22 protein-coding genes are annotated in these 26319 nt (G+C 72.0%); 13 read left to right on the top strand and 9 right to left on the bottom strand.

The window, feature by feature from the left end; translation table 11 throughout:
* Positions 1 to 43: 43 nt before the first annotated feature.
* The 3 genes from ACIQPR_RS39835 to rhaI all read right to left on the bottom strand — a co-directional run bounded on the left by ACIQPR_RS39835 (position 44) and on the right by rhaI (position 4809).
* Positions 44 to 1507 carry a rhamnulokinase family protein gene (locus tag ACIQPR_RS39835; RefSeq protein ID WP_403659666.1) on the bottom strand — a complete coding sequence of 488 codons (1464 nt, stop codon included), beginning with the start codon at positions 1505 to 1507 and terminating at the stop codon, positions 44 to 46.
* Positions 1508 to 1527: 20 nt separating this feature from the next.
* Positions 1528 to 3567 carry a bifunctional aldolase/short-chain dehydrogenase gene (locus ACIQPR_RS39830; RefSeq protein ID WP_403659239.1) on the bottom strand — a complete coding sequence of 680 codons (2040 nt, stop codon included), beginning with the start codon at positions 3565 to 3567 and terminating at the stop codon, positions 1528 to 1530.
* A gap of 81 nt (positions 3568 to 3648) precedes the next feature.
* Positions 3649 to 4809 carry an L-rhamnose isomerase gene (gene rhaI / locus ACIQPR_RS39825; RefSeq protein WP_403659236.1) on the bottom strand — a complete coding sequence of 387 codons (1161 nt, stop codon included), beginning with the start codon at positions 4807 to 4809 and terminating at the stop codon, positions 3649 to 3651.
* Between the two features lie 262 nt (positions 4810 to 5071).
* Here rhaI and ACIQPR_RS39820 point away from each other — a divergent pair, with 262 nt between their 5' ends.
* The 9 genes from ACIQPR_RS39820 to ACIQPR_RS39780 all read left to right on the top strand — a co-directional run bounded on the left by ACIQPR_RS39820 (position 5072) and on the right by ACIQPR_RS39780 (position 14762).
* Positions 5072 to 6589 carry a sugar ABC transporter ATP-binding protein gene (locus ACIQPR_RS39820; protein ID WP_403659233.1) on the top strand — a complete coding sequence of 506 codons (1518 nt, stop codon included), beginning with the start codon at positions 5072 to 5074 and terminating at the stop codon, positions 6587 to 6589.
* Positions 6586 to 7626, top strand: a complete 1041-nt coding sequence (locus tag ACIQPR_RS39815) for an ABC transporter permease (protein ID WP_403659230.1) — start codon at positions 6586 to 6588, stop codon at positions 7624 to 7626. Before ACIQPR_RS39820 ends, ACIQPR_RS39815 begins: the two co-directional genes overlap by 4 nt.
* The gene (locus tag ACIQPR_RS39810) at positions 7619 to 8605 is read left to right on the top strand and encodes an ABC transporter permease (RefSeq protein ID WP_403659227.1); all 987 of its coding nucleotides are present in this window, start codon (positions 7619 to 7621) and stop codon (positions 8603 to 8605) included. The genes ACIQPR_RS39815 and ACIQPR_RS39810 overlap by 8 nt, the downstream gene beginning before the upstream one ends.
* 94 nt (positions 8606 to 8699) lie before the next feature.
* Positions 8700 to 9782, top strand: coding sequence for a rhamnose ABC transporter substrate-binding protein (gene rhaS / locus ACIQPR_RS39805; protein ID WP_403659224.1), 1083 nt, complete (start codon positions 8700 to 8702; stop codon positions 9780 to 9782).
* Positions 9783 to 9799: 17 nt separating this feature from the next.
* The gene (locus ACIQPR_RS39800) at positions 9800 to 10120 is read left to right on the top strand and encodes an L-rhamnose mutarotase (RefSeq protein WP_403659221.1); all 321 of its coding nucleotides are present in this window, start codon (positions 9800 to 9802) and stop codon (positions 10118 to 10120) included.
* 22 nt (positions 10121 to 10142) lie between these two features.
* Positions 10143 to 11555 carry a BNR repeat-containing protein gene (locus tag ACIQPR_RS39795; RefSeq protein WP_403659218.1) on the top strand — a complete coding sequence of 471 codons (1413 nt, stop codon included), beginning with the start codon at positions 10143 to 10145 and terminating at the stop codon, positions 11553 to 11555.
* An 88-nt stretch (positions 11556 to 11643) separates the two neighbouring features.
* Positions 11644 to 12675 (top strand): LacI family DNA-binding transcriptional regulator, encoded by a 1032-nt coding sequence (locus tag ACIQPR_RS39790; RefSeq protein ID WP_403659215.1) that lies wholly within the window; start codon positions 11644 to 11646, stop codon positions 12673 to 12675.
* A gap of 101 nt (positions 12676 to 12776) precedes the next feature.
* Positions 12777 to 14081: an alpha/beta fold hydrolase gene (locus tag ACIQPR_RS39785; RefSeq protein WP_403659211.1), complete on the top strand. Its 1305-nt coding sequence runs from the start codon at positions 12777 to 12779 to the stop codon at positions 14079 to 14081.
* A gap of 69 nt (positions 14082 to 14150) precedes the next feature.
* Positions 14151 to 14762 carry an FxLYD domain-containing protein gene (locus ACIQPR_RS39780; protein ID WP_403659208.1) on the top strand — a complete coding sequence of 204 codons (612 nt, stop codon included), beginning with the start codon at positions 14151 to 14153 and terminating at the stop codon, positions 14760 to 14762.
* A gap of 57 nt (positions 14763 to 14819) precedes the next feature.
* On the opposite strand, the gene ACIQPR_RS39775 is transcribed toward ACIQPR_RS39780, so the two are convergent.
* Both ACIQPR_RS39775 and ACIQPR_RS39770 read right to left on the bottom strand, forming a co-directional pair.
* Positions 14820 to 16985, bottom strand: coding sequence for a hypothetical protein (locus tag ACIQPR_RS39775; RefSeq protein WP_403659206.1), 2166 nt, complete (start codon positions 16983 to 16985; stop codon positions 14820 to 14822).
* A gap of 109 nt (positions 16986 to 17094) precedes the next feature.
* Positions 17095 to 18627, bottom strand: a complete 1533-nt coding sequence (locus ACIQPR_RS39770) for a cytochrome P450 (protein ID WP_403659203.1) — start codon at positions 18625 to 18627, stop codon at positions 17095 to 17097.
* 108 nt (positions 18628 to 18735) lie between these two features.
* On the opposite strand from ACIQPR_RS39770, the gene ACIQPR_RS39765 reads away from it, so the two are divergent.
* Together ACIQPR_RS39765 and ACIQPR_RS39760 are read left to right on the top strand one after the other, a co-directional pair.
* Complete coding sequence (locus tag ACIQPR_RS39765) at positions 18736 to 19344, top strand: TetR/AcrR family transcriptional regulator (protein WP_403659200.1); 609 nt, start codon at positions 18736 to 18738, stop codon at positions 19342 to 19344.
* 89 nt (positions 19345 to 19433) lie between these two features.
* Positions 19434 to 20159, top strand: a complete 726-nt coding sequence (locus tag ACIQPR_RS39760) for a DUF2470 domain-containing protein (protein ID WP_403659197.1) — start codon at positions 19434 to 19436, stop codon at positions 20157 to 20159.
* On the opposite strand, the gene ACIQPR_RS39755 is transcribed toward ACIQPR_RS39760, so the two are convergent.
* From ACIQPR_RS39755 to ACIQPR_RS39745, 3 genes are all read right to left on the bottom strand, one after another.
* Positions 20127 to 21356 (bottom strand): lactonase family protein, encoded by a 1230-nt coding sequence (locus ACIQPR_RS39755; RefSeq protein ID WP_403659194.1) that lies wholly within the window; start codon positions 21354 to 21356, stop codon positions 20127 to 20129. The two genes, ACIQPR_RS39760 and ACIQPR_RS39755, sit on opposite strands and share 33 nt — an antisense overlap.
* A 114-nt stretch (positions 21357 to 21470) precedes the next feature.
* The gene (locus tag ACIQPR_RS39750; RefSeq protein ID WP_403659191.1) at positions 21471 to 22526 is read right to left on the bottom strand and encodes a hypothetical protein; all 1056 of its coding nucleotides are present in this window, start codon (positions 22524 to 22526) and stop codon (positions 21471 to 21473) included.
* Positions 22527 to 22577: 51 nt separating this feature from the next.
* The gene (locus tag ACIQPR_RS39745; protein ID WP_403659188.1) at positions 22578 to 23831 is read right to left on the bottom strand and encodes an aromatic acid exporter family protein; all 1254 of its coding nucleotides are present in this window, start codon (positions 23829 to 23831) and stop codon (positions 22578 to 22580) included.
* Between the two features lie 115 nt (positions 23832 to 23946).
* Here ACIQPR_RS39745 and ACIQPR_RS39740 point away from each other — a divergent pair, with 115 nt between their 5' ends.
* Complete coding sequence (locus ACIQPR_RS39740; protein ID WP_403659185.1) at positions 23947 to 24540, top strand: TIGR03086 family metal-binding protein; 594 nt, start codon at positions 23947 to 23949, stop codon at positions 24538 to 24540.
* A 39-nt stretch (positions 24541 to 24579) separates the two neighbouring features.
* Here the strand turns inward: ACIQPR_RS39740 and ACIQPR_RS39735 are convergent, their stop codons facing one another.
* On the bottom strand, positions 24580 to 25146 hold the full coding sequence (locus ACIQPR_RS39735) for a CGNR zinc finger domain-containing protein (protein ID WP_403659182.1): 567 nt from the start codon (positions 25144 to 25146) through the stop codon (positions 24580 to 24582).
* 161 nt (positions 25147 to 25307) lie between these two features.
* Here ACIQPR_RS39735 and ACIQPR_RS39730 point away from each other — a divergent pair, with 161 nt between their 5' ends.
* On the top strand, positions 25308 to 26309 hold the full coding sequence (locus ACIQPR_RS39730; protein ID WP_403659179.1) for a zinc-binding alcohol dehydrogenase family protein: 1002 nt from the start codon (positions 25308 to 25310) through the stop codon (positions 26307 to 26309).
* The last annotated feature ends 10 nt before the right edge of the window (positions 26310 to 26319 follow it).

Raw genomic sequence — 26319 nt, 5'->3', positions numbered from 1 at the left:
AGTGCAGAGTAGTCGGAGCTCGGTGTCCGGGGGAGTCCCCGTCTCACCGCGCGGCGAGCCGGGCCGCCGCGGCCCGCCAGCGGGCGGTGCCGCCCTGGGGCTCGTACCGGGTCGACGGCTGGGTGCGGGCGAGCAGCCCCCGCATTCCGGCCAGGTCGCCGACGAGTCCGTGGGCCCGCGCCTGCACCAGCACATTGCCCAGCGCGGCGGCCTCCGTGGGCCCCGCCACCACCGGCAACCCGCAGGCGTCGGCGGTGAGTTGGCACAACAGCGCGTTGCGGGTGCCGCCCCCGACGATGTGCACGACGTCGACCGGACGGCCGGCGAGTTCCTGGGCCTCGTCGACCGCCAGCCGGTGGGCGAGCGCGAGCGAGTCGAGGATGCAGCGCGTGATCTCGGCCCGTGACTCCGGCACCGGCTGCCCCGAGCCGCGACACGCGTCCGCGATCCGCTCCGGCATCCGGCCCGGCGCCAGAAACGCCGGGTCGCCCGCGTCCACCACCGACCGCAGCGCCGGCACCTTGGCCGCGGCGCGCAGCAACGCGCCCAACTCCGGCTCGCCCCAGGCCCGTACACACTCCTGAAGCAGCCACAGCCCCATGATGTTGCGCAGATAGCGGACCGTGCCGTCCAGCCCCAGCTCGTTGGTGAAGTTGGCGGCCCGGCTCGCCTCGGTCAGCACGGGCGCGTCCAGCTCCAGCCCGGCCAGGGACCAGGTCCCGGTGCAGATGTAGGCGAAGTGCTCCTCGACGGCCGGTACGGCGGCGACCGCGGACGCCGTGTCGTGCGAGCCGACCGCCGTCACCGCCACCGGCCCCCGCAGCCCCGTCTCCTCCAGCACCTCGGCCCGCAGCACCCCCGCCGGGTCCCCCGGCCGCCGCAGCGGAGCGAACAGCCCGAGGTCGACACCGAGCCGCGAGGCGATGTCGTGGGACCAGTCGCGCGTGCGGGGATCGACGAGCTGGGTCGTGGAGGCGTTGGTCAGCTCGGTGCCCTGCTCCCCGGTGAGCCAGTACGACAGCAGGTCGGGGATGAGCAACAGCCGCTCGGCGTGCGCCAGTTGAGCCGAGTCACGGGCCGCCGCCAGCTGGTACAGGGTGTTGAAGGGCGCGTACTGCAACCCGGTCGCCGCGTACAGCTCGCCCGCCGGCACGGTCGCCCACACCTTCTCGGCGACCCCCTCCGTGCGGGCGTCCCGATAGTGCACGGGGTTGCCGAGCAACGCCCCGTCCGCGTCGAGCAGTCCGTAGTCCACGGCCCAGCTGTCGACACCCACGGAATCGATCCGACCACCGGTGTCCGTCCCCGCCGCCCGGAGCCCGTCGAGGACCCCCGCGTACAGCGCGAGGATGTCCCAGCGCAGGCCCTCCGGAGTGCGGACGGGCCGGTTGGGGAAGCGGTGGGCCTCCGCCAACTCCAGGGAATCCGGCCCTACCTGGCCGACCATGACCCGCCCGCTGGACGCGCCGAGGTCGACCGCCGCGTACAACCTCACGTCCCTGCCCATGTCCGCGCCCACGTCCGCGCTCATCGAAGGAAGGCCGCCGCGACACCGGCGTCGACCGGGACGTGCAGCCCGGTGGTGTGCGTCAGGTCCCCACCCGTGAGGGCGAACACGGCGTTGGCCACATGCTCCGGCAGCACCTCCCGCTTGAGGATGGTGCGTTGGGCGTAGAACTCGCCGAGCTTCTCCTCCTCGATCCCGTAGGTCGCCGCCCGCTGCGCGCCCCAGCCGCCCGCGAAGATCCCCGAGCCGCGCACCACCCCGTCCGGGTTGATCCCGTTGACCCGGATCCCGTGCTCGCCCAACTCGGCCGCCAGCAGCCGCACTTGATGGGCCTGATCGGCCTTGGTGGCGGAGTAGGCGATGTTGTTGGGCCCGGCGAACACGGCGTTCTTGGACGCGATGTAGAGGATGTCGCCGCCGAGTCCCTGCGCGATCATCGCCCGCGCCGCCTCGCGCGAGACGAGGAACGAACCCCGGGCCATGATGTCGTGCTGGAGATCCCAGTCCCGCGCCGACGTCTCCAACAGGGGCTTGGAGATGGAGATCCCGGCGTTGTTGACGACGAGATCGACCCCGCCGAAGGCGAGCAGCGCGGCCTTGAAGGCGTCGGCGATCTGCGCCTCGTCCGTCACATCGACGCTCACGGCGACGGCCTTGTCGGGCCCGCCGAGTTCCTCGGCGACGGCGAGGGCGTTCTCTGAGTTGAGATCGGCGATGACGACACACGCCCCCTCGTCCACCAGCCGCCGCGCGACAGCCTTCCCGATCCCGCTCCCGGCACCGGTGACCAGCGCGATCCGCGTGGCGAGCGGCTTGGACTTCGGCAGCCGCCGCAACTTGGCCTCCTCCAGGGCCCAGTACTCGATGCGGAACTTCTCCGACTCCTCGATCGGCGCGTACGACGACACCGCCTCGGCGCCGCGCATCACGTTGATGGCGTTGACGTAGAACTCGCCGGCCACGCGCGCGGTCTGCTTGTCCTTGCCGAAGGAGAACATGCCCACACCGGGGATCAGCACGATCGCCGGGTCGGCGCCGCGCATGGCGGGGGAGTCGGGTTCGGCATGCCGCCGGTAGTACGCGGCGTACTCCTCGCGGTAGGCGCCGTGCAGCTCCTTCAGCCGCGCGATCGTCTCGTCCAGCGGGGCGGTGGGCGGCAGATCGAGCACCAGCGGCCTGACCTTGGTCCGCAGGAAGTGGTCGGGGCAGGAGGTCCCGAGCGCCGCGAGCCGCGGATGCTCGGCCCGCGCGAGGAAGTCGAGGACGACCCCGGAGTCCGTGAAGTGCCCGACCTGCGGCCGGTCCTGCGAGGCGACGGCACGGATGTACGGCGCGAGGGCGGCGGCCCGCTCCCTGCGCTCGGCGTCACCGAGCGGACCGTACCCCTCGACGACGGGCCCGAAGGGCTCGGGCCTGCCGCGCTCGGCGAGGAACACCTCGGCGGTGCGGATGATGTGCAGCGAGTTCCGCTCGCACTCCTCGGAACTCGCCCCCCAGGCGGTGATCCCGTGCCCGCCGAGCACACAGCCGACGGCCTGCGGATTGGCCTTCTTGACGGCGGCGATGTCCAGCCCCAGCTGGAACCCGGGCCGCCGCCACGGCACCCACACCACGGAGTCCCCGAAGCACTCGGCGGTCAGCTTCTCCCCGTCGGCGGCGCAGGCGAGCGCGATCCCGGAATCGGGATGCAGATGGTCGACGTGCGCCGCGTCCACGAGGCCGTGCATCGCGGTGTCGATGGAGGGCGCGGCACCTCCCTTGCCGTGCAGGCAGTAGTCGAACGCGGCGACCATCTCGTCCTCGCGGTCCACACCCGGGTAGACGTCGGCGAGCGCGCGCATCCGGTCCAGCCGCAACACGGCGAGCCCGCCCTCGGTGAGCGTCCCGAGATCGCCCCCGGACCCCTTCACCCACATCAGCTCGACATCACCGCCGGTGACGGGGTCGGTGTCCACTCCCTTGGCGGACGCGTTGCCGCCGGCGTAGTTGGTGTTGCGGGGATCGGCGCCGAGCCGATGGGAGCGGGCGAGGAGAGCGGCGGCTTCGGGGTGCGGTGCCATGACTTTCGGTTCCTTACGAGAGAGGTGACTGCGTTTCCCTGGGGCGCGGGGCCCGCGGACGGACGGATTCCCGGCAGCGGCTCAGGCGCCCCAGCCGGCCTGCCGCCCCCCGACCCGCTCGGCGACGATCCGCTCCTGCCATCCGCTCGCCCGGTACGCCGCGACGGGGTCGGGCGCAAGCCCCTGCTCCTCGCGCAGCTCCCGCAGCAGCGGCCGTACATCCGTGTTGTAGGCGTCCATGATCACGGCGTTCGCGCCCAGCACGTCCCCGCTGCGCTGCGCGGCGCCCAGCGCGTCGCGGTCCACGAGCAGTGCCTTCGCGGTGGCCTCCTGCACGTTCATCACCGAGCGGATGATCGCCGGGATCTTCGCCTCGATGTTGTGGCACTGGTCGAGCATGAAGGCCACGTCGGCCGTGAACCCGCCACCCCGGACGACCTCGTACATGATCCGGAAGAGCTGGAAGGGGTCCGCCGCGCCCACCATCAGATCGTCGTCCGCGTAGAACCGCGAGTTGAAGTCGAACGCCCCGAGCTTCCCCTCGCGCAGCAGTGTCGCCACGATGAACTCGATGTTGGTGCCGGGCGCGTGATGTCCCGTGTCGACCACGACCTGCGCCTTCGGCCCGAGCTTCAGGCAGTGGGCGTAGGCCGTCCCCCAGTCGGGAACGTCGGTCGCGTAGAAGGCCGGCTCGAAGAACTTGTACTCCAGCAGCATCCGCTGCCCGTCCCCGAGCCGCTCGTACACCGCGGCGAGCGCCTGCGCCAACCGGTCCTGGCGTGCGCTGAGATCGTCCTGCCCGGGGTAGTTCGTGCCGTCCGCGAACCAGAGCTTCAGGTCGGCGGAGCCCGTCGCGTCCATGATGTCGACGCACTCCAGCAGATGGTCCAGCGCCTTGCGCCGCACCGCCGCGTCGGGATGGCAGACGCTGCCGAGCCGGTAGTCGTCGTCCTGGAAGGTGTTGGAGTTGATCGCGCCGAGCTTCAGCCCGTGGTCGTCGGCGAACTTGGCCAGCGCCGCGAAGTCGTCCACCCGGTCCCAGGGGATGTGCAGGGCCACGGTGGGGGCCACGCCCGTGAACTCGTGGACCTTGGCCGCGTCCTCCAGCTTCTCCCGCGGGTTCCGCGGCACGCCCTCCTGGGCGAACACCTTGAAGCGGGTCCCCGAGTTCCCGTACGCCCACGACGGCGTCTCGACTGCCTGGGTCCTGAGTGCGGCCTTCACCGCGGCGAGATCGGTCACTTGTGGGCTCCTGTGACATGCGACGAAACGCTATGGGTATGAAACGATTCAGGTGGTGAAGTTATGGGCCTCCCGAAGGGGTGTCAAGCCCTGCGGCGAAGCCTGTGCTCCGTGACTCCAATGTGACCTTCGGCTATCGAAAGTTTTTCGACGCGGACCCATTGACGTGACAAGGCTGGCGCGCCTAACGTCCCGGCAACCAAGTTGAAACCTTTCACGACGCCTGGACGGCCTCCCCGCCGGCGTCGTCGAGGAGCCCCTCATGACCCACCCGTCAGACGCGGGTCCGGCCCCGGTGCTCGCGCTCAAGGGCATCTCCAAGTCCTTCGGCGCGGTACGCGCCCTGCGGGACGTGTCCCTCGAACTGTTCCCCGGTGAGGTGCACGCACTCGCCGGTGAGAACGGCGCGGGCAAGTCCACTCTCATCAAGACCCTCGCCGGTGTGCACCGGCCCGACGCCGGCCAGGTGCTGCTCGACGGCGAACCCGTCCTCTTCCACGGCCCCGGCGACGCCCGCGACGCGGGCATCGCCGTGATCTATCAGGAACCGACCCTCTTCCCCGACCTGTCGATCGCCGAGAACATCTTCATGGGCCGCCAGCCGCGCCGCGCCCTCGGCCGGATCGACCACAAGGCCACGCACGCCGCGACCGCCGACCTGATGAAGCGGCTCGGCGTGGAGCTGGACCCCGACCGCCCGGCGCGCGGCCTGTCCATCGCGGACCAGCAGATCGTGGAGATCGCCAAGGCGCTCTCCTTCGACGCCCGCGTCCTGATCATGGACGAGCCGACGGCCGCCCTCACCGGCAGCGAGGTGGCCCGCCTCTTCGGCGTGGTCCGCACCCTGCGCGAGCAGGGATCGGCCGTCCTGTTCATCTCGCACCGCCTGGAGGAGATCTTCCAGATCTGCCGGCGCGTCACCACCCTCCGCGACGGCGCCTGGATCTCCAGCGAACCGGTCGAGGGCATGACCGAGGACGATCTCGTACGACGCATGGTGGGCCGCGAACTCGACGAGCTGTATCCCAAGCAGGACGTCGAACCGGGCGAAGTCGCCCTGAGCGTCAAGCGGTTGACCCGCGAGGGGGTCTTCACCGACATCTCCTTCGACGTACGGCGCGGGGAGATCGTCGGGCTCGCCGGGCTGGTCGGCGCCGGCCGTACCGAGGTGGCGCGCGCCGTCTTCGGCGTCGACCGGTGGGACGCCGGCCGGGTCGAGGTCGACGGGAAGGCGCTGACGAACGGCGCCCCCTCCACCGCGATGGCCGCGGGCCTCGCCCTGGTCCCCGAGGACCGGCGGGCCCAGGGCCTGGTGATGGACATGTCGATCGAGCGCAACATCGGTCTGACCGGCCTGCGCACGACCGTGCGGGCGGGCCTCGTCGACCGCGGCGCCGAGCGCAGCCGCTCCCTCGACTGGGCCGTGAAGCTGCACGTCAAGTACGCGCAGATCGCCGACACCGTCAACACCCTCTCCGGCGGCAACCAGCAGAAGGTGGTCCTCGCCAAGTGGCTGGCCACCGGCCCCAAGGTGCTGATCGTCGACGAGCCGACCCGTGGCATCGATGTCGGCACCAAGGCCGAAGTGCACCGGCTGCTCAGCGAGTTGGCCGCCGACGGCGTCGCCGTCCTGATGATCTCCTCCGATCTGCCCGAGATCCTCGGCATGGCCGACCGCGTGCTGGTGATGCACGAGGGCCGGCTCGCCGCGGAGATCCCCCGTTCCGAAGCCACCGAGGAATCCGTGATGGCCGCAGCCACCGGGAGGGCCGCCGTATGACGGTCACCGCTCCCAATCCCGCGCCCGCCGCCGAGGCCCCCGAATCGAGCGGCACCCGGCTGGTCGACCGGGTCTTCAAGATGCGCGAACTCGCCATCCTGGTCGTCTTCCTGGTGATGATCGGCATCACCCAGGCGGGCAACAGCGAGTTCCTGTCCGAGCAGGGCATCAAGGACCTGCTGCTCAACGCGACCATCCTGGTCCTGGTCGCCACCGGCCAGTCGCTGGTCGTCATCACCCGCAACGTCGACCTGTCGGTCGGCTCCACCCTCGGCATCACCGCCTTCGCCACCGGCGACTACCTCCACAGCGGCGGCAACGCGGTCGTCGCGATCCTCCTGGCCGTACTCCTCGGCGTCGGCCTCGGACTGGTCAACGGGCTGCTCGTCAGCCTCGGCCAGGTGCCCGCCCTGGTCGTCACGCTCGGCACGCTCTACATCATCCGGGGCGTCGACTCCATCTGGGTCGGCTCACGGCAGATCACCGCCGCCGATCTCCCGGGCGGATTCGTGGACTTCGGCTCCGGCGGCCTGTCGGCGGTGCCCTGGCTGGCGCTGATCGCGCTCGCCGTGCTCGTCGTCACCGCCTACTACCTCAAACACTTCGGCAGCGGACGGGAGTTGTACGCCCTCGGCTCCAACCCCGAGGCCGCGCGGCTGGCCGGCATCCCCGTCCGCAAGCGGATCCTCGCCGCGTACACCTTCTGCGGCGCCCTCGCCGGACTCGCCGGCGCGATGTACCTGGCCCGCTTCGGCAACGTCGACTCCGGCACCGGCACCGGCTACGAACTCACCGTGGTGAGCGCGGTGGTCGTCGGCGGCGTGGTCTTCACCGGCGGCTCCGGCAGCGTCTACGGCGCGGCCCTCGGCGCCCTCCTGCTGACCTCGATCAACAGTGTGCTGCCCGCCCTCGGCGTCAGCTCCGTCTGGGTGCTCGCCATCAACGGCATCCTGCTCCTCCTCGCCATCGCCGTCGACCGGATCGTCGCCCTGCGCGTGGCCACCGCACTGAAGAAGAGGAACGCCCGCCATGCCTGAGCCAGCGTCCTTTGCGAACCGCGCGATCCGCTGGGACACGGTCGTCGGCGCCCTCCTCGTCGTCCTGCTGCTGTTCTCCTTCACCTCCGTGGACGGGTTCGGCAACGCGCTGAACCTGTCGTTCCTGATCGGCAACACCCTTCCCATCGCCCTGATCGCGCTGCCGATGACCCTGCTGGTCGTCGCCGGCGAGATCGATCTGTCGGTCGCCTCCACAGCCGGACTGTCGGGCGCGGTGATGGGCAAGCTGTGGAACGACGGCATGGCGATCGAGACGATCATCCCGATCTGCCTGCTGCTGGGCGTGGTCTGCGGCCTGGTCAACGGGCTGCTCGTCACCCGCCTCGGACTGCCGTCCCTCGCCGTCACCATCGGCACGCTGGCCGCGTACCGGGGCATCGCGCAGATCGTGCTCGGCTCCGACGCGGTCACCGACTTCCCCACGCAGTACCTGGACTTCGCGGCCGGACGGCTCGGCGGCACCTTCCTGCCCCGCGCCTTCCTGCCCTTCCTGGTCCTCCTCGCGATCGCCGTCGTGGCCCTGCACGCCACACCGTTCGGGCGCTCGCTGTTCGCGATCGGGGCGAACGAGGAGGCGGCACGGTTCGCCGGCATCCGCGTCAAGCGGCAGAAGCTGATCCTGTTCACCGTCACCGGGCTGATGGCCTCCCTCACCGGGATCTTCTGGGCACTGCACTACGCCAGCGCCCGCTACGACAACGCGACCGGGCTCGAACTCTCCGTCGTGGCCGCGGTGTTGCTCGGCGGCATCGACTTCGACGGCGGCAAGGGGACGTTGGGGGGCGCCGTCGCCGGTGTCTTCCTGCTCGGCGCGTTGCAGAACGTGATGAGCCTGCTGAACGTCTCGGCGCAGTCGCAGATCGTCGTCACCGGCGTGCTGCTCGTCGTGTCGGTGCTCGGCCCCCGCGTCGCCCGGCAGGTCGCCGTCGCCAGGGCCGCGGCCCGTTCCACCGGATAGGTCCGCCGCCCAACCGGCGGCAGCCGCACACCAGTACAGCACCGAGCCCCCGTCGGGGCACTTCACCCGCCCTCCTGACAAAGGAACCCGTGCCATGCGCAAGTCTTCGCTCCGTCGTGCCTGTGCGGCCCTCGCCGCCGTCACCTCGCTCACCCTGGCCGCCACCGCCTGCGGCGGCACCACCAAGAAGGACGTGAAGGACGAGAACACCGGCGCGGCCGTCACCGGGGGCACGGCGGACCCGAGCGCCCCGCTCAAGAAGGGACTCACCGTCGGGTTCCTGCCCAAGCAGGTCAACAACCCGTACTTCACCACGTCCGACAAGGGCGGCGAGAAGGCCCTCACCGAACTGGGCGAGAAGTACAAGGAGGTGGGCCCGAGCAGCGCCACCGACACGGCGGGGCAGGTGAGTTACGTCAACACGCTCACCCAGCAGCAGGTGAACGCGATCGCCGTCTCCGCGCAGGACCCGGGCGCCCTGTGCACCGCGCTCAAGCAGGCGATGAGCAACAAGATCAAGGTCGTCACCTACGACTCCGACACCAACCCCGAGTGCCGCAACGCCTTCGTCTCGCAGGCCAGCGCCGAGGACCTCGGCCGCACCCAGGTGCAGTTGCTCGCCCAGCAGATCGGCTACAAGGGCGAGATCGCGATCCTGTCGGCCGCGCAGACCGCGACGAACCAGAACACCTGGATCGGCTACATGAAGGACGAGCTGAAGGACCCCAAGTACAAGAACATCAAGCTGGTCAAGGTCGCCTACGGCAACGACGACGCCCAGCAGTCCTTCCAGCAGACCCAGGGACTCCTCCAGGAGCACCCGAACCTGAAGGGGATCATCTCCCCGACCACCGTCGGCATCAAGGCCGCCGCCCAGTACCTGTCCGGCTCCCGGTACAAGGGCAAGGTCAAGCTGACCGGCCTCGGCACCCCGAACGACATGCGCAAGTACGTCAAGAACGGCACCGTCGACGGCTTCGAGCTGTGGGACCCGGCGAAGCTCGGCGCCCTCGCCGCGCAGACGGCGGTGGCGCTGGTGTCCGGGCAGATCACCGGCAAGGAGGGCGAGACCTTCACGGCCGGCGGGACCTCGTACACCATCGGCAAGGACGGCGTGATCAACCTCGGCAAGCCGACCGTGTTCGACGCGAAGAACATCGACCAGTTCAACTTCTAGCAGCTCAAGGGGTGTTGATGCAGCGCGTGTGTTTCCTGCTGAAGGTCCGGGCGGACCGCCTCGACGAGTACCGCGAGCGGCACGCCGCCGTGTGGCCCGAGATGCGCGACGCGCTCTCGGCCACCGGCTGGCACAACTACTCGCTCTTCCTGCGCGAGGACGGCCTGCTGGTCGGCTACTTGGAGACCGAGGACTTCGCCGCCGCCCAGGACGCCATGGCGGCCACCGACATCAACTCCCGCTGGCAGGCGGAGATGGCGCCGTTCTTCGAGTCCCTGGACGGCGCCCGTCCCGACGAAGCGATGAAGCCCCTCACCGAGGTCTTCCACCTCGCGTGATCCCCCCACAGGAGTCGCTGACATGAGAAGACGCACCGTGCTCACGACCGCCGTACTCGCCGCCGTGGCGACACCGGGCATCGCACGGGCGGCCGACCCCGGCCCGTCCGTCACCCAGCAGGGCAGCACCCAACTGGACGCCCAGGCCGTCTACTTCGTCTCCTACGACGGCCTGGTCAACAACAACTCGTTCCAGAAGAACGGGCTGTTGACCTACAAGGGCTACCAGTACGCGGCCTGGTACACCTCCACCAAGTACGCCGTCGTCGCCCGGCGCGTCCTCGGCGCCGCCACCTGGTCGACCGTCACCCTCTCCCACCAGCTCAAGAGCGACGACTCCCACAACGTCATCTCCATGGGCGTCTCCAAGGTCGACGGCCGGCTGCATCTCAACATGGACTCCCACAGCGACGGCTTCTTCTACGTCAAGTCGGTCGCCGGTCTCCTCGACGACCCGGCGTCCACCGCCTGGTCCCCGGCCGTCCTCGGCGCCGTACAGACCTCGCTGGACGGGGTGGCGCTCACCTCGCAGTTCACCTACCCGCAGTTCATCGCCACCCCCGAGGGCAGGCTCCAGCTCAGCTACCGCGTCGGGATCTCCGGCAACGGCCGCAACGCCCTCGCGGAGTACGACGGTTCGGCCTGGACCGCGCTGGGGGAGTGGAGCGCCTCGACCGGCACCTACACCAGCACGCACGGCTCCAGCACGGCCCGCAACATGTACCTCCACGGCATCGACTACGACGTCGCCGGCCGACTGCACGCCTTCTTCACTTGGCGCGAGCAGTCCGCCGCCGTGATGTGCAGCAGCGGCGGCATCACCAACCACGACACCGGCTACGTCTACTCGACCGACCGGGGCCGCAGTTGGCGCAACGACGCCGGAACCGTCGTAGGGACGACAGGCGGTTCGGACACCGTCGCGGTCACGGACGACGGACTCGTCGTCGACTCCCTCAATCCCGACCACTCCCTGATGAACCAGGAGAGCCAGGCCACCGACTCCACCGGCCTCCCGCACGCGATCATCAGCTACGTCCCCGGCCGCTTCGGCCAGTGCACCACGAACTACGTCACCGACCGCACCGCCAACGGCCGCGCCTTCCACGTGCGCAAGAACGCCTCGGGCACCTGGCAGAAGACCGAGATCCCCATCGCCCTCGGCTCCAGCCAGCGCACCAGACTCGTCCTGGACAAGTACGACAACGCCTACGCGGTCCTGCCCTACGGCCGCATCGCCGGCGCCTCGAAGGCCTCCGGGTACACCGACTGGGCGCTGCTGTACGACGCGAGCGACCTGAACGCGTTCGGCGAGGTCGTCATCGACGAACCGCGGGTGAGGGAGGACGGCGTGCTGTCGGTCATGTACCAGGAGAAGTCGAGCGGTACGACCCCCTCGGCCCTCCACGTCGTCGACTTCGCCCTGCCCGCGTGAGCGGGGCAGCCGCCGGAGCCGGCGAAGACCATGACGGTAATGTGAAGGTCTTCCCGCCGCCCCATGTCACCCTGGAGGTCTCCGCCTGATGGCCCAGCCGGTGGGTATCAAGGACGTCGCCCGTGTCGCCGGAGTCTCCGTCGGCACGGTCTCGAACGTCATCAACCGCCCGGACACCGTCGCCACGGAGACCCGGGCCCGGGTGCTGTCCGCGATCGACCGGCTCGGCTATGTCCGCAGCGAGTCCGCGCGCCAGCTGCGCGCCGGGCGCAGCCGGATCATGGGGCTGCTCGTCCTGGACATGGGCAACCCGTTCTTCGTCGACGTGGCCCGCGGCGCCGAGCGGGCCGCGCGCGAGGCGGGGCTCGGCGTGATGGTGTGCAACAGCGCGCAGAGCCCCGGCGAGGAGGCCGAGTACCTCTCGCTCTTCGCCGAACAGCGGGTGCGGGGCGTGCTGTTGACCCCGGCCGACGCCACCGGACGCAACATCGAGTCGTTCCGCAGGCACGGCATTCCGTTCGTGCTCGTCGACCGGGTCGCCGAGGGCACCACCGAGTGCTCGGTCTCCGTCGACGACGTCGCCGGCGGCGCGCTCGCCGTGCGGCACCTGATCGACGCCGGGCACCGCTCCATCGCGTACGTCAGCGGTCCGCCCGGCTTCAACCAGGTGCGGGACCGCCGTACGGGCGCCGAGAACGCGCTCGTGGAGGCCGGTCTCGACCCCGGCACGCTGCGCGAGCTGCCCACCGACCGGCTCGACGTGGCCGCCGGGCGGGACGCCGGCGCCCGGCTCCTCGGGCTCGCCGACCGGCCCACCGCCGTCTTCTGCGCCAACGACCTCCTCGCCCTCGGCGTGCTCCAGGCCATGTTCGCGGCCGGGGTCGGCGTCCCGGACGACCTCGCGATCGTCGGCTACGACGACATCGAGTTCGCCGCCGCGGCGGCCGTACCGCTCACCTCGGTCCGGCAGCCCGCCGTCACCATGGGCGCCCTGGCCGCCGAACTGCTCCTGGAGGAGACGGAGGCGGAGGGGGACACGGCGGCCCGCCCGCACGAGCACCGCCGGGTCGTGCTCCAGCCGGAACTGGTGGTGCGCCGCTCCAGCCTCGCCGCCCGCTGATCGGCCGGTCAGTAGGATTTCATGATCCAGGGGTCGGACATCGGACGCACATGTGCTGAACTGTGACGCGGCCCGTCTTCCCGTCCGTCCCAGGAGAACCGTTGTCCGTCAGCTACCGCCAGCCCGGCGTCGTCCTCACCGACCGCCGCTTCACCGTGCCCCTCGACCACGAGGACCCCACGGGCGAGACCATCGAGCTGTACGCCCGTGAGGCCGTCGCGAGCGACAAGGCGGACCGGGAGGACCTGCCCTGGCTGGTCTACCTCCAGGGCGGACCGGGTTTCGGGGCGAATCGTTTCGTCGGCAGGCAGGCCTGGCTCGACCGGGCGCTCGACGACTACCGCGTGCTCCTTCTCGACCAGCGCGGCACCGGCCACTCCACCCCGCTCAACCGCCAGACGCTCCCGCTGCGCGGCGGCCCCGCCGAGCAGGCCGAGCACCTCACGCGCTTCCGCGCCGACTCGATCGTCCGCGACTGCGAGACCATCCGCCCGGCCCTCACCGGCGGCGCCCCCTGGACCGTCCTCGGCCAGAGCTTCGGCGGCTTCTGCACGGTGAACTACCTCTCCACCGCCCCCGAGGGCCTGCGCGCCGCCGTCCTCACCGGCGGCCTGCCGTCGCTGGACGCGCACGCCGACGACGTCTACCGGGCCGCCTACCCGCGCATCGAACGCAAGGTCGCCGCCCACTACGACCGCTACCCGCAGGACGTCGAGCGCGCCCGCCGCATCGCCGAGTACCTCCTGCGCCACGAACCGGTCCTGCCCAACGGCTACCGCCTCACCGCCGAGGCCTTCCAGTCCCTCGGCATCATGCTCGGCGGCAGCGACGGCAGCCACCGCCTCCACTTCCTCCTGGAGCACGCCTTCGTCCGCACCCCGCGCGGCCACGAACTCTCCGACGCCTTCCAGGAAGAGGTCCAGAACTCCCTGTCGTACGCGGGACACCCCCTCTACGCCCTCGTCCACGAGGCCTGCTACGCCCAGGACGCCCGCCCCACCGCCTGGTCGGCCGAGCGGGTCCGCGGCGAGTTCCCGCAGTTCGACGCGGCCAAGACCCTCGCGGGCGACGGCCCCCTCCTGTTCACCGGCGAGAGCATCCACCCCTGGATGTTCGACTGCGACCCCGCGCTGCGCCCGCTCCGCGAGACCGCCGAACTCCTCGCCGCCCGCACCGACTGGCCGCCGCTCTACGACCCGGCGCGCCTGGCCGTCAACGAGGTCCCGGTCGCCGCGGCCGTCTACCACGACGACATGTACGTCGACACGGCCCACTCGCTGCGGACCGCGCGTTCCGTCCGGGGCCTGCGCACCTGGGTGACCGACGAGTTCGAGCACGACGGCGTACGGGCCGGTGGCCCGCGGGTCCTGGACCGGCTGCTGGCCCTCACCCGCGACGAGGTCTGAGCCGACCGACGCGAGCCGGGCCCGGCGACGAGATGTGACCTCGGAATTTCCGACATAAGGTTCATTTCGATGAATACCAAGTCACTCCGCCGGGCCCGCCCGGCCGCCCTGGTCCTCGCCGTCGTCGCGGCGAGCACGGTCGCCCTGGTCTCCTGCGGCGACGACAACAACAGCTCCGGCGGCAGCTCGCAGGCCCCGACCCCGGACAAGGCCTCCTTCTCGGGCATGACACCGTCGGCCCTGAAGTCGGCCGCCGCCTCCGCGGTCGCCTCGGCCCAGGCCAGGGCCTCCGCCCTGGCCTCCTCCGCCTCGGCCGCCGCGTCCTCCTTCGAGGCCTCCGTGTCGGCCGAGGTCGCCCGCGCGAGCAAGGACGCGCAGAACGAACTCAAGAACGTCAGCGGCCAGGGCAACGCGATGTCGGACGTCGCCATGACGGGCAAACCGCGCGCCCAGACCGGCGGACTCCTCGCCGTCCTCGTCACCATCACCAACAAGACCGACAAGAAGGCGTCCTACGCCGTCCAGGTCGACTTCCTCGACTCCTCGGGGAAGGTGGTGGAGACGCGCTACGTCGGCGCCGAGGACCTCGCGCCCGGCGCCAAGGCCCAGCCCGTCGTCATCAGCACCAAGCCGCCGGAGCCCGTGCTGACCCCCAAGTTGGCCAAGGCGCAACGCTATTGAGCGCGCTGTCCGGCAGCAGGGCGGGGCTGCGACCGCAAGGCTTCGCCAACAGGGGCTTCAGCGTTCGGAGTTGAGCGCGGCCACCGCGCCGCCCGCGTCCCCGATCGTCGTGTAGTCGACGGCGACGAAGTTCACCGGCCGACCGCGTTCCCGCTCACAGCGGTGGACGCGGTCGAGCACGAACCGGCGCGCGTTGACCTCGCCCGCGTCCAGGCGGCTGCCGCCGTCGATGGTGATGAAGTGGTTGAGCAGGAACAGCCGTTTGTCGCCGCCACCGCGATACGGTGCGCAACTCATCGCGTCCGGCGTGCGGAACGCGAACGGCGTCTCCATGCCGTAGTCGTAGAAGTTGCGGTACCAGGGCGCCGGACCGTCGGCCCGCTCGGCGAAGACGACGAGCCGGCGCCCGCTGTCGATCAGCTCGCCCAGCGTCGGCCACGGCTTCGCCGGGTCGGGGTCGGGGGTGTGGACGAGGTCGCCCAACCCGGCCTGCGCGAAGGCCTGTCGGGTGTCCTCGCCGCTGATCGCGTCCTGCACGATCAGGGTGATCACCTCGGTCGGATGACCGCGCATCCAGTCGCCGATCGCGCGCAGCGCGGGCACCAGGGCGACGGCTCCCGCCCGGCAGACGGAGTGGCACAGCCACAGTCCCTCGCGCGGCGGGTTGACCTTGTTGACGGCCGCGGCGACGAACTTCCGCTGTTCCGGGGTGAAGTCGGACTCGGCGAGCCGCGCGGTGATCTCGTCCGGGCGCTCCCACCGGTAGGTGTCGATCTGGAGGGCGCGTACCCCGTCGTCCAACTGGGCGGTGATTCCCGGGTCCTGGAGCGGGCCGATGAACCGGTCGACGGTCGTCGACATCGCGTTGTGCGAGGTGAGGTAGGCGACCTCGTCGTAGGACCGGTCGCACAGGTCCGCGCTGCCCTCGCAGGTGCGGGGCGCGGTGGGTGTGACGGCGTACGGCAGCAGCAGGACGCCGGCGAGGGCGGCGCCGCCCGTGGCGAGGGCCAGCCATCTGAGGCGGGGGAGCGCGGGGAGGTGCGGCCGGGCCTGGAGGAGCCGGGCCGCGCCGGTCAGGAGGGCACCGGCCAGGACCGGGACCAGCGCGGTCGTCAGGGCGGTGGCCGTGAGCCGGTCCAGCGCGGTGCGCTGCACGTCGTCGACCAGCCGGGCCAGGCTCGGCGGCCAGGACCCCGGCGGATCGATCACCCGCCCGCCGCTGACCAGCCGTAGGACGACGGTGACGAGCCCCGCCAGCAGTCCGCCGGCCGCGAGCGACCAGCCCATCGGGACGAGCCGGCGGCCCGGGGACGTCGAGCCGCCGCCGGTCCACAGCAGCGCCAGCGCCACCACGAGGAGCGCCGAGGCCAGCGCCTCGGTGAGGCCGAGGCCGACCGCCGTGTACGTGCGGGCGCGGTGCAGCGGGGCCAGGTCGTTGCCGGAGGCGGCGAGAGTGTCCGTGAGGTTCCAGGTCCCGCCCTCCACCGTCGCCCGCAGCCCGGCGGCGGCCGTACGCGTGCGGTCCGACACGGCGACGGGGGCCACGGTGGCGAGCGCGGTCGCCACATCGCCGTCCCGCAGCGCGGCCTCGACCGCCGGGCGCAGGGCGTCCCGGTCCGCGACGGGCAGCCCGCCGACCAGCGTGCGCGCCGCCTGGGCGGCCTGGGCCTCGGTCAACGGGAGCGCGGGCAGCCCGCTCGGCACATGTCCCGAGGTCACGGCCGCCAGGGCGGTGGACAGATCGGCCGAGAAGCGCTCGAAGTCGGGCTCGGGCCGGTGCTGGACCGAGGCGACGAGATCGCCGAAGTAGATCTGCGCGAGGTCGTTCAGGTTGGCCAGCACCGGCCGCAGGTCGACCTTGAGGACCAGGGTGTCGCGCTCGCCGCCCAGATAGCCGACCACGGCGTCGATCTGCTGCTCGGTGAGGTCACGGACCGTCTCCGGCGGCAGCACCAGCTTGAGATTGGAGGTGACCTGGGCTTCCGGCACCGGCAGCCGGGCCAGCAGCTCCCGGGTGACCGCGGCCGTCCGCGGGTCCACCAGCACCTGGCTGTAGAGCCGGTCGTAGGCGTGCTCCTCGACCAGTGCGGACCGGTAGAAACCCGGTGAGACCACGGTGGAGCGGGCCGTGGCCGCGAGGGTGAGGACCGCCGTCGCGAGGACGGCCAGGACCAGGACCGCGACACGCGGCGCTCTGCGGGACGCGACACCGACCGGGTCCATGACTCCTCATCGTGGTCCCGCCCCACCCGCCCCGCAAACGGACACGGGACGCCGGACATCGCGTGGCCGGGACGCGGCCCGGGGGAGCGCGGGCGCCGGGCCGCCGGGGTCAGTCGTCCGCCCGGTGCACCGGGCAGCGGGCGTCCGGGGTGACCTCGTCCGGGACCGCGACCGGCGCGGTCACCGGCCCGGACGGGACACGCCGGTCGAGATGGAGCCGTAGACCCTCGGGCATCAGCGTCAGGCGTTCGGTCACGCGCAGCCGGTAGGCGGGGTCGGGGCGCAGGTCGTAGCGGCGCAGCAGCAGGCCCAGGACGAGCATCGACTCGTGCAGGGCGAACTGGCGGCCGATGCACGCCCGCGCGCCCGTCCCGAACGGCTTGTAGGTGTGCGGGGCGCGGGAGCGGACCGCCTTGGCGTCGAAGCGGTCGGGGTCGAACTCCTCGGCGTCCGCGCCCCACACCTCGGGGTCGCGGTGCAGCATCGGCGTCAGGATCAGCGCCCAGGCGCCCCGGCGCACCGGGTGGAGTCCGGCGACCTCGGTGTCGCGGGTGGCCTCGCGGGCGTAGGCGGGCGCCGTCGGCCACAGCCGCAGCGACTCGTCGAGCACCCGGCGCACGTAGCGCAGCTTGGCGATCTGCTCGTAGCCCGGCACCTCGGTGTCGCCCCACACCTGGTCGATCTCGGCGCGGGCGCGGGCCGCGATCTCGGGGTGGCGGGCCAGGTAGTGCAGGGCGAAGGACAGTGAGCCCGAGGTCGTCTCGTGGCCGGCGACCAGGAAGGTGATGACCTGGCGGCGGACGTTCTCCGCGGAGAGCCGCTCGCTGGTCTCCGGGTGGGTCGTCTCCAGCATCCGGTCGAGCAGATCGCCGTCGCCGCCGCCCGTCGTACGGCGGGTGCGCACCATGTCGTCGACCGTGCGGTTGAGGTAGGCGATGTCGGCCTCGTTGCGCCGGGTCGCGGTGCGCAGCAGGAGCGGGGCCAGCGGTCCCGGCACGGAGTTGAGGCGCTGCGCGTAGCTGAGCGTGCCCACCATCGAGGTGACGAAGGGGTGCGGGCGGTCGCGCTCGAAGGAGCCGAAGTCATGGCCGAAGCCGGTGCGCGCGATCGTCTCCAGGGTCAGCTTGGTCATGTCGCCGGGCACGTCCACCGGCCGTCCGGCGGCCAGTTCGCGGTCCCAGTGGTCGGTGAGGCGTCGCGCCACGGCCAGCATCATCGGGTGGTAGCCCGCCATCGCCTCGCGGCTGAAGCCGGGGGCCAGGACGTCGTGCGCCAGCTGCCAGTTGGGCTCGTGGTTGTACGCCGTGAACAGCCCGTCCCCGGCGACCGGCCGCAGATTGGCGATCCCGAGGCCGACGTGCTTGGCGAACCGCGACTCGTCCGCCATGTCGGCCACCAGGTCGGCGCCCCACACGAACACAAACTCCTTGCCGAAGGCCTTCCGGCGGAAGATCGGGCCCAACTGGCGGGCGTAGCGCAGCGAGTCCTGCACGGGGGTGCGCCGGTCGGCGCCGACGATGTCGCCGAGGAGCGGGATGCGGCGCGGGGGGTGCGGGATGCGGTCGAGCCGGGGCCAGCCCTGCTCGGCGCCCCGGAATCCCTTCGGCAGCGCGGTCGGCGCCACCGTCGTCGTCTCCGCCATGACGCGATCTCCCTTGATCCACCCGCGGGTTCAGCCTGTTGTACGTGGGTTCAATAGCGCGTTCCAGTGTGGTCCCGCTGTTGAACCGGCGTCAAGTAAAGTGCGGGAATGGCCGCCAGTCAGGGAGAGCGCGCACGCCGCCGGCTCAGCACCGGTGAGCGTCGGGAGCAACTCCTCACGGTGGGTGCGCGGTTGTTCTCTGAGAGCCCCTACGACGAGGTGTGGATCGAGCAGGTCGCCGAGATCGCCGGGGTCTCCCGCGGGCTGCTCTACCACTACTTCCCGACCAAGCGGGACTTCTTCGCGGCCGTCGTCGAGCGGGAGAGCCAGCGGATGCTGCGGATGACGGCGGCCGTACCGGGCGTACCGGCGCGCGAACAGCTGGCCGCCGCCCTCGACACGTATCTGGAGTACGTGCACACCCACGCGCACGGCTACCGAGCCTTCCACCGCGCCGACGCGGCCGGGGACCAGACCGTACGGCGGGTCTACCAGCGGGCGTTGGCGGCGCAGGAGCGGCAGATCCTGGCCGCGCTGGCCGCCGACCCCGAGTTCGGGCCGGCCGTGGAGGAGCGGCCCGACACGAAACTCGCGGTGCGCGGGTGGCTGGCGTTCACCACCGCCGTCTGTCTGGAGTGGCTGCGCGGACCGGAGCTGAGCCGTGAACAGGTGCGCGATCTGTGCGCGCGGGCGCTGTTGGGGGTCATCGCGCCCTGAGAAAGGGTGTCCTGGAATTTACGTGGCGTGGTTGGCGCGCGCCCCGATCTTCGGTAAGTTAGGCAAGGCTTACCTAAGGAGGTTCAGGGATGGGTGACAGCCAGACGTGGACGGCCGTGCCTGCCGCGGCCGAGCGAGCCCGCTCGGTGCTCGCCGCCGCATGGTCCTGCGCGGTGACCGCGGAGGGCGGTCGCGAGGAGTTCGTCGGCGCGCACAGCGTCGACGACGACGGCCGGGTGCTCCTTCAAGTACCCGAGGACAGCGCCCTGTTGGCCGCCGCGATCTGCGCGCCGCGCGGCGAGCCGTCCGCCGTGCTGGAGTTCGCGGACGTCGCGCCCGTCCCCGTGCGCAACCGTATCCGGGCCCGCGTGTGGCTGGCCGGCTGGTTCGTCCCCGAGGACGGCGGACTCGCGTTCCGGCCCACCCGCGTGGTGCTGCGCCCCGCGACCGGCGCGGTGGTCATCGACCTCGACGAGTTCGCCGCCGCCGCACCCGACCCGCTGGCCCTGGCCGAGGCCCAGCTGCTCACCCACCTCGCCGACTGCCACTCCGACGCGGTCGAACGGCTCACCCGCCTCGTCGAGCCCGACAGCCTGCACGGCGCGGTCCGCGTCCAGCCGCTCGCCGTCGACCGGCACGGACTGACCCTGCGCATCGAGCGGGCCCGCGCCCACGGCGACGTCCGACTGCCGTTTCACGCGCCCGCCGACACGGTCGCCGACCTCACCGAACGGATGCATGTGCTGCTCACCCAGGCCAGCGCCGCGTCCTGCCCGCGTCCGCTACAGCGGCAGCGCACAGACCGCGACCGGTGACGCGAACGGCACGCCGGCGAGCCGCAGTTCACCGCTCGCGTCGTCCACGAGGAACACACTGACCGTGCCCGACCGCTGGTTCGCGGCGAACAGCAGCGCCCCGTCCGGCGAGAAGGCGATCTGCCGGGGGAAGTCACCGCTCACCGGCACCGTGCCGAGCAGCCGGAGCCGCGCGCCGTCCGCCTCGACGGCGTACCGCGCGAGGGTGTTGTCGCCCCGGTTGGCGAGAAAGGCGTACGACCCGTTCGCCGTCACCAGGATCTGCGCCGGGTAGTTGGTGGCGGTGCCGGTGCTCCCGCTGGGCTGCGGGTCGCCGATCGACAGGGCGCCCGTGGCCGGGTCGTAGGCGCACACCGCGACCGTGTCGTCGACCTCGTTGGCCAGGTACGCGTACCGGCCGCCGGGGTGGAACGTGAGGTGGCGCGGGCCCGCGCCCGGCCGGGTGTGCGCCTGGGAGACCTCGGTGAGCGTGCCCTTCGCGGTGTCCAGGCGGTAGGTGTAGACCGTGTCCGTGCCCAGGTCGACGGCGAGGACATGGCCGCCGTCCGGACTCGTCACGAACTGGTGCGCGTGCGGGCCGTCCTGGCCCGGACCCGGCCGCGGAGTGGAGTGCTCGACGAGCGCGGTGCGTTCGCCGAGCGCGCCGGACGCGGCGATGGGGTGCACGGCCACGCTGCCGGACGTGTAGTTGGCGCTGAGCAGCCAGCGCCCGGTGGGGTGCACCGACAGATGGCAGGGGCCCGCGCCGCCGGTGCCGCGCGCGCCGAGGACCTGGCGGTCCGCGAGGCGTACGGCGGTCACCGCGCCGGCTGGCCGCTCGTCGACCGCGTACAGCGTGCGGCCGTCCGGGTGCACGGCGAGGTACGACGGGTCGGCGATCCCGGTGACTGTTCCGGTGCCGGTGATCCGGCCGGTCGCCGGGTCGTAGGTCGCCAGGCCGATGCCCGTGCCGCCGCCGTCGACCGAGGTGTACGTGCCGAGGCAGAGCGGGCGGGGGCCGGCGGGCTCGCCGGTGCGGTGGGGGCGGTGGGTGCTGGGGGTGGGTGCCGGGCTCGCCGCGGACGTGGACCCGGGCTCGGCCGGGGCCGGAGCCGAGGCCGGTGCGGGGACCGCGACCACGGCCGCGGTCCCGCCCAGCGCGCCGAGGAAACGGCGCCTGCCCCAGCCCGCGCCGGACGCCTCCGCACCACTGCTCATGCCCACACCCTCAGGTCGTCGCTCGTCACGGTCGTCACGGCAACCTTGGCTCGGGTGACCCGCCGAGCGCAAGAACGGCAACGAGCGTTGCGTCAGGCGCAATGGGCGGGTGGCTCACCAGTCGCCGTCCTCCACCGGCTTGCCCTGCGCGTCCTTGAGGGGCTGCACCTGGCCGGGCGCGGGCTGCTGCCAGGGTTCGTGGTCGTCGCCCAGCCAGTCACCGACCGGCTTCACGGCTCCCAGGACGTCGGTGGGGGCGAGATCGTCCGCGTCCTGGTCGTAGTAGTCGAACCAGGGGAGACCCGCCCGGGTGTACGCGGCCCGGTCCACGGGCGAGGGCGGCGGCTCCTCGCCGGTGATCCGGCGCCACTCCGGAGGCGTCACGAGGTGCACGAACACCCGACCGGCCGGCTCCCCGGCCCAGGCCGTCAGCGGGCGGTCGTCCTCGTAGACCTCCTGGCGCATCGAACCGCCGACCCCGAGACCCATCCGGGGCGACGCCCCCGGAGCGCTGCGCATGGGAGCGGCCGGTGCGGCCATCGGCAGGGGAGGAGCGCCGTACCCGCCGGCCGGCGCGGTGATCGCGCGCGCCCGCTCCGAGCGGCGCCGCTCGTCCTCGCGCCACTTGGCCAACTCCCGTACGGAGAGCGGGAAGGACTGCAACTGGACACCGCCCCACACCTCCTCGCCCGTGACCTGCCCCTCGACGGTCGCGCCCAGCCCGAGCGGGACCGCCACGAACTGGCGGACCGTCCCCTTGCCGGAGTTGATGCCGTCGAGCCAGGGCTGACGCGGCAGCACGACATAGTTCTGCGGATCGCGGGAGAGCCGGTCGGTCCACGGTTTCCCGGACACCGCGCACACCTTGCCCACGCCGACCTGGAGGGCGGCCGGCTCCGCCGTGCCCGCGAAGCTCAGCCACATCGCCTCACGCAGATACACCGGCAGCATCACTCCGCCGCGCGCCAGCCACTCCCCGGGCGCCGTGTCCGGGAAGTCCGCGACCCGCCGGACCGGGAACTCGCCGAGCCCCGGCGGCAGCGGATGCGTGCCCGTCTCCGGCAGCCGCAGCGTACGGATGAACCGCACCGCCACCCCACCGGGCAACCGCAAGGTGTTCCCGTCGATCCGTACGGTGCTGTCGGTCGTGCGCCCGGTGCTGTCGGTCATGTGTCCGCCCCCATCGCCGTGCCCGGGAGCGGCGCGCCCCCGGTGACTCCGTCACCTAGAACGATCGGCGGCCCGGTCCCGGTTCCTGCGCAGCCGCTCCGGTACGCCCACCCGCTCCCGCAGCCGGGTCAGCCGCGGCAGGCGTCCGCGCTGCTCAGCGGTGCACCGGTCGAGTTCCTCCAGCAGCCGGCGCGAGCGGTGCTCGGTGTCCAGCTCGTCCAGCATGCGGTCGACCTCGGTCAGCATCGCGCCGAGCAGCTGCCACTGGGCCGCGTCGCGCTGGACCTCCTCCAGGAGCAGCTGCGCCAGCTTGTCGCGGGTCGCGGCGGCCGTGTGCAGCTCGGCGCTCAGCCGGGACTCCGCCGACTCGGCGCTCACGCTCACATCGGTGGTCACCAGCACCGCGAAGCTGACCACGGCGTCCCCGATCTCGGACAGCAACTGCTCCACGGCCGCGCCCGTGTGCGGCGCGAACAAGGGCTCCGGGTCGCGCTGTTTCGCCAGGTCGGTGAAGGTGCGGGCGAGAACGCGGAGGACGACCGTGCAGATCTCCAGGGTGTCCAGACCGGTCCGCAGCACGACTCGGTGCAGCAGCCCCTCCCGCACGCGCGGGTTGAGCCGCAGGCTGTCCTCCGCCTGCCGCAGGGCCGCGTCCACCTCGACGATGTCGTGGTCGAGCCGGCGCGCCTCGTGCAGCCGCGCGGTGGCGTGGTCCACGGGGGTACGGCCGGCCGCCTCCTCGCCCATGCGCCGCAGCAGCCGCCGCAGCCGGCGCGCCAGCCCCTCGATCGATTCGCCGGCCTCGTCCACCCACACCGGGGGAGCCAGCAGCAGATTGCAGCCGAAGCCCACGACCGCGCCGATCAGCGTCTCCACGACCCGTGCCCAGGCCGTGTTCCCGACCGTGGTGACCCCGAGGACCAGCATCGCGCTGATCGCCACCTCGGGGACGTACTCGTCGACCTTGACCAGCCGCCCCACGACCAGCGAGGCCACGATGAGCAGCGCCAGGCTCCACCAGGTCAGTCCGACCAGCAGGCTGAACGCGATGGCGACGAGCACGCCCGCGACCACGGCGTTCACCCGGCGGATGCCGTTGGTGAGGGTGGCGTAGAGCGTGACCTGGACGACGAGGAGCGCGGTGAGGGGAGCGGTCAGCGGCGCGGGCTCGGGGCTCAGCCGCAGTGCGACGACGTACGCGACTGTCGCCGCGGTCGCCGACCGCAGCGTCTGGACGAGCACCGGGTCCCGGTGCCGCCCCACGAACCGCACCAGTGGCGCGGCCCACTCCCGGACAGCTCGCATCCTTGGCCTATTCCCTCCTCGCGAATGCGCTGAACGCACCCATTGAGGACCGTAACTGTCCGCATGGCCGCCTAGATTGTGAGCGACGGACAGGACGAAGGGGAGGGGAACAGGCATGACGAACATCCAGGGCATCGAGGTGCTGACCCGCTCGCACGACTACCTGCGCGAGGTGACCGCCGCCGTGCCCGGGAGCGCCTGGTCGGCACCCACGCCGTGCAGCGAGTGGACCGTACGCCAGGTCCTCAACCACGCCCGCATCGACCAGCAGGCCTACGGCCTGGTGCTGACCGGTGACCGGCCCGACTCGGACCCCTTCCACCCCGAGGACGGCCTCGCCGGGGACCCGGTCGCCGAACTCGACAAGGTGCTCCGCGCGGTGGCCGACGCCTACACCGCGCTGCCCGCCGACGCCGATCAGGTGCCGACCCCGCTCGGCCCGATGCCCCTCGCGCTCGCCGCGGCGACGGCCGCCATGGACGCGGCCGTCCACGCCTGGGACATCGCGGTGGCCACCGGCCAGAACCGGCCACTGGCACCGGAGCTGGCGGACGGGATCTGGCCGGCCGCGGACCGCCTTGTCGATCAACTCCGCGACGCCTACCGGGTGTTCGCCCCGGCGCGCGAGGTCAGGCCCGAGTACGACCGCGCGGAGACGCTCCTCGCCTTCCTCGGCCGCGACCCGCACTGGACGGCTTCCGGGTCCTGAACGGGGACGGCCTCCGGGTCCTGACCCGGTCTCATGCGGTCACGGCCGCCCGGCCGCCCTGCCGCGCGACCGATAGCCCGCGATCTTCGCGAGGTTCCCGCAGCGTTCCATCGAGCACCAACGGCGGCGGCGGGCCTGGGAGTCGTCGAGGAACAGCAGGGAACACTCCGGGTTCTCGCACTCCTTGACCCGCTCCAGCAGGGGACCGCTCACCAGCAGGACGCCGTCCCGGGCCACCGTCGCCAGTGCCGCGCGGGCCGGACGGGCCGACTTCCAGCGCCGCTCGCCCAGTTGGGGCGCGAGGTCGGGGCGTGCGGCGGCCTCGTTGACCCGGTCGACGTCGGCCTGCTCCGGATTCCTGCCGGCCATCGCATCTCGTACGACGCGGTAGAGGGCCTCGCGCAGGGTGCGCGCGTCCGTGAGCTCCCGGGCTGTGATCCGTACCGGCTCGGGGTCCGTCGACAGGTCCGCCTCCGTGATCCAGGCGGCGAGGGCGGCCGGGTCGGGGAGCCGTTCGACGGGGGTGGCGTGCCGTTTGCCGAGGGTCGCCATGAAGTTCAGGCACGGGCGGCCACCGATGAACGGGAACGCGGACGGAGTGGTCATGGCGCCGAGTCTACCTCGCGTACACCGGTTCAAGTGGTGTGAGCGGCTTGTGGGCGGCTTCGGCGGGATGCCTTGACACCGGTTCGTGCGGTGTCGCATGGTGACACCAGTTCAAACGGTGTCGGCCAGGTTCGGTGGCCACGACGGGAAGCGGGTGCGGTATGCGTGCGGTGCGGATCGACGAGTTCGGCGGGCCCGAGGTGCTGGTGCCGGTCGAGGTGCCCGACCCGGTCCCGGGTCCGGGGCAGGTGCTGGTGCGGATCGCCGCGGCGGGCGTGAACCGCGCGGACGCCCTGATCAGGTCCGGGAACTACCACCGGGCCGGACGCCCGCCGCTGATCCCCGGTGTGGAAGGCGCCGGTACCGTCGCCGCGTTGGGCGAGGGCGTCACCCAATTCACGGTCGGCCAGCGGGTCGTGGCCCTCGACGGAGTGAACTCACCCGGTTTCTACGCCGAGTTGGCGGCCGTGCCCGCGTCCCGCGTGACGGCCCTGCCCGACGGGATCGAGTTCACGCACGCCGCCGCGCTGCCCGTCGCCTGGCTGTCGGCCTGGTACTGCCTGCGCCATCTCGCCCGGGTCACGAAGGAGGACACGGTGCTCGTGAAGGCCGCCGCGAGCGGCGTCGGCAGCGCGGCGGTACAGATGGCTGCCGAGGCGGGCGCCCGGGTCATCGCCCTCGCCGGATCGCCCGAAAAGGCTTCCTGGGCGGCGGAGTTCGGCGCCCACGCCACCCTCGACACCTCGGCCTTCCCGGACGACGCCGAGGTCGACGAGGTGCTACGGCTCACCGGCGGACGCGGCGCGGACGTCGTCCTCGACACCGTCGGCGGCCGGGCCTTCGGGCGCAGCCTGCGCGAGATCGGACACGGTGGGCGGGTCGTCGCCCTCGCCAACGTCGCCCTGGAGGCCGGCACGGTCGACACCCGCGACTTCTACCCGAAGAACGCCTCGGTCCTCGGCTTCCAGCTCACCAACCTCCAGATCCACGGCGGCTACGACCCCCGCCCGGACCTGCGCGAACTGGCGGAGCGGGTCGCCGCCGGCACCTACCGGGTCCCGATCGAGACGGTCGTACCCCTGGCACAGGCGCGTGCCGCCCACGAGCGGCTGGAGCGGCGCGACAACCGGGGCAAGATCGTCATCGCGGTGCCGGGGGAGTGACGCAGGACCC

Source organism: Streptomyces sp. NPDC091280, from assembly GCF_044768565.1.
Lineage (GTDB): Bacteria > Actinomycetota > Actinomycetes > Streptomycetales > Streptomycetaceae > Streptomyces.
The sequence above is the reverse complement of the archived record's forward strand: the minus strand, read 5'-3'. Positions and strand labels throughout refer to the sequence as shown.

What these genes read in the sequence shown, in the direction of transcription:
- ACIQPR_RS39820 (WP_403659233.1), top strand. Translation starts at nt 5,072, where the DNA reads ATGACCCACCCGTCAGACGCGGGTCCGGCCCCGGTGCTCGCGCTCAAG.
- ACIQPR_RS39810 (WP_403659227.1), top strand. Translation starts at nt 7,619, where the DNA reads ATGCCTGAGCCAGCGTCCTTTGCGAACCGCGCGATCCGCTGGGACACG.
- ACIQPR_RS39765 (WP_403659200.1), top strand. Translation starts at nt 18,736, where the DNA reads ATGGCCGCCAGTCAGGGAGAGCGCGCACGCCGCCGGCTCAGCACCGGT.
- ACIQPR_RS39780 (WP_403659208.1), top strand. Translation starts at nt 14,151, where the DNA reads ATGAATACCAAGTCACTCCGCCGGGCCCGCCCGGCCGCCCTGGTCCTC.
- ACIQPR_RS39775 (WP_403659206.1), bottom strand. Translation starts at nt 16,985, where the DNA reads ATGGACCCGGTCGGTGTCGCGTCCCGCAGAGCGCCGCGTGTCGCGGTC.
- ACIQPR_RS39800 (WP_403659221.1), top strand. Translation starts at nt 9,800, where the DNA reads ATGCAGCGCGTGTGTTTCCTGCTGAAGGTCCGGGCGGACCGCCTCGAC.
- rhaS (WP_403659224.1), top strand. Translation starts at nt 8,700, where the DNA reads ATGCGCAAGTCTTCGCTCCGTCGTGCCTGTGCGGCCCTCGCCGCCGTC.
- ACIQPR_RS39745 (WP_403659188.1), bottom strand. Translation starts at nt 23,831, where the DNA reads ATGCGAGCTGTCCGGGAGTGGGCCGCGCCACTGGTGCGGTTCGTGGGG.
- ACIQPR_RS39735 (WP_403659182.1), bottom strand. Translation starts at nt 25,146, where the DNA reads ATGACCACTCCGTCCGCGTTCCCGTTCATCGGTGGCCGCCCGTGCCTG.
- ACIQPR_RS39830 (WP_403659239.1), bottom strand. Translation starts at nt 3,567, where the DNA reads ATGGCACCGCACCCCGAAGCCGCCGCTCTCCTCGCCCGCTCCCATCGG.
- ACIQPR_RS39795 (WP_403659218.1), top strand. Translation starts at nt 10,143, where the DNA reads ATGAGAAGACGCACCGTGCTCACGACCGCCGTACTCGCCGCCGTGGCG.
- ACIQPR_RS39770 (WP_403659203.1), bottom strand. Translation starts at nt 18,627, where the DNA reads ATGGCGGAGACGACGACGGTGGCGCCGACCGCGCTGCCGAAGGGATTC.
- ACIQPR_RS39815 (WP_403659230.1), top strand. Translation starts at nt 6,586, where the DNA reads ATGACGGTCACCGCTCCCAATCCCGCGCCCGCCGCCGAGGCCCCCGAA.
- ACIQPR_RS39790 (WP_403659215.1), top strand. Translation starts at nt 11,644, where the DNA reads ATGGCCCAGCCGGTGGGTATCAAGGACGTCGCCCGTGTCGCCGGAGTC.
- ACIQPR_RS39740 (WP_403659185.1), top strand. Translation starts at nt 23,947, where the DNA reads ATGACGAACATCCAGGGCATCGAGGTGCTGACCCGCTCGCACGACTAC.
- ACIQPR_RS39730 (WP_403659179.1), top strand. Translation starts at nt 25,308, where the DNA reads ATGCGTGCGGTGCGGATCGACGAGTTCGGCGGGCCCGAGGTGCTGGTG.
- ACIQPR_RS39750 (WP_403659191.1), bottom strand. Translation starts at nt 22,526, where the DNA reads ATGACCGACAGCACCGGGCGCACGACCGACAGCACCGTACGGATCGAC.
- ACIQPR_RS39760 (WP_403659197.1), top strand. Translation starts at nt 19,434, where the DNA reads ATGGGTGACAGCCAGACGTGGACGGCCGTGCCTGCCGCGGCCGAGCGA.
- ACIQPR_RS39755 (WP_403659194.1), bottom strand. Translation starts at nt 21,356, where the DNA reads ATGAGCAGTGGTGCGGAGGCGTCCGGCGCGGGCTGGGGCAGGCGCCGT.
- ACIQPR_RS39835 (WP_403659666.1), bottom strand. Translation starts at nt 1,507, where the DNA reads ATGGGCAGGGACGTGAGGTTGTACGCGGCGGTCGACCTCGGCGCGTCC.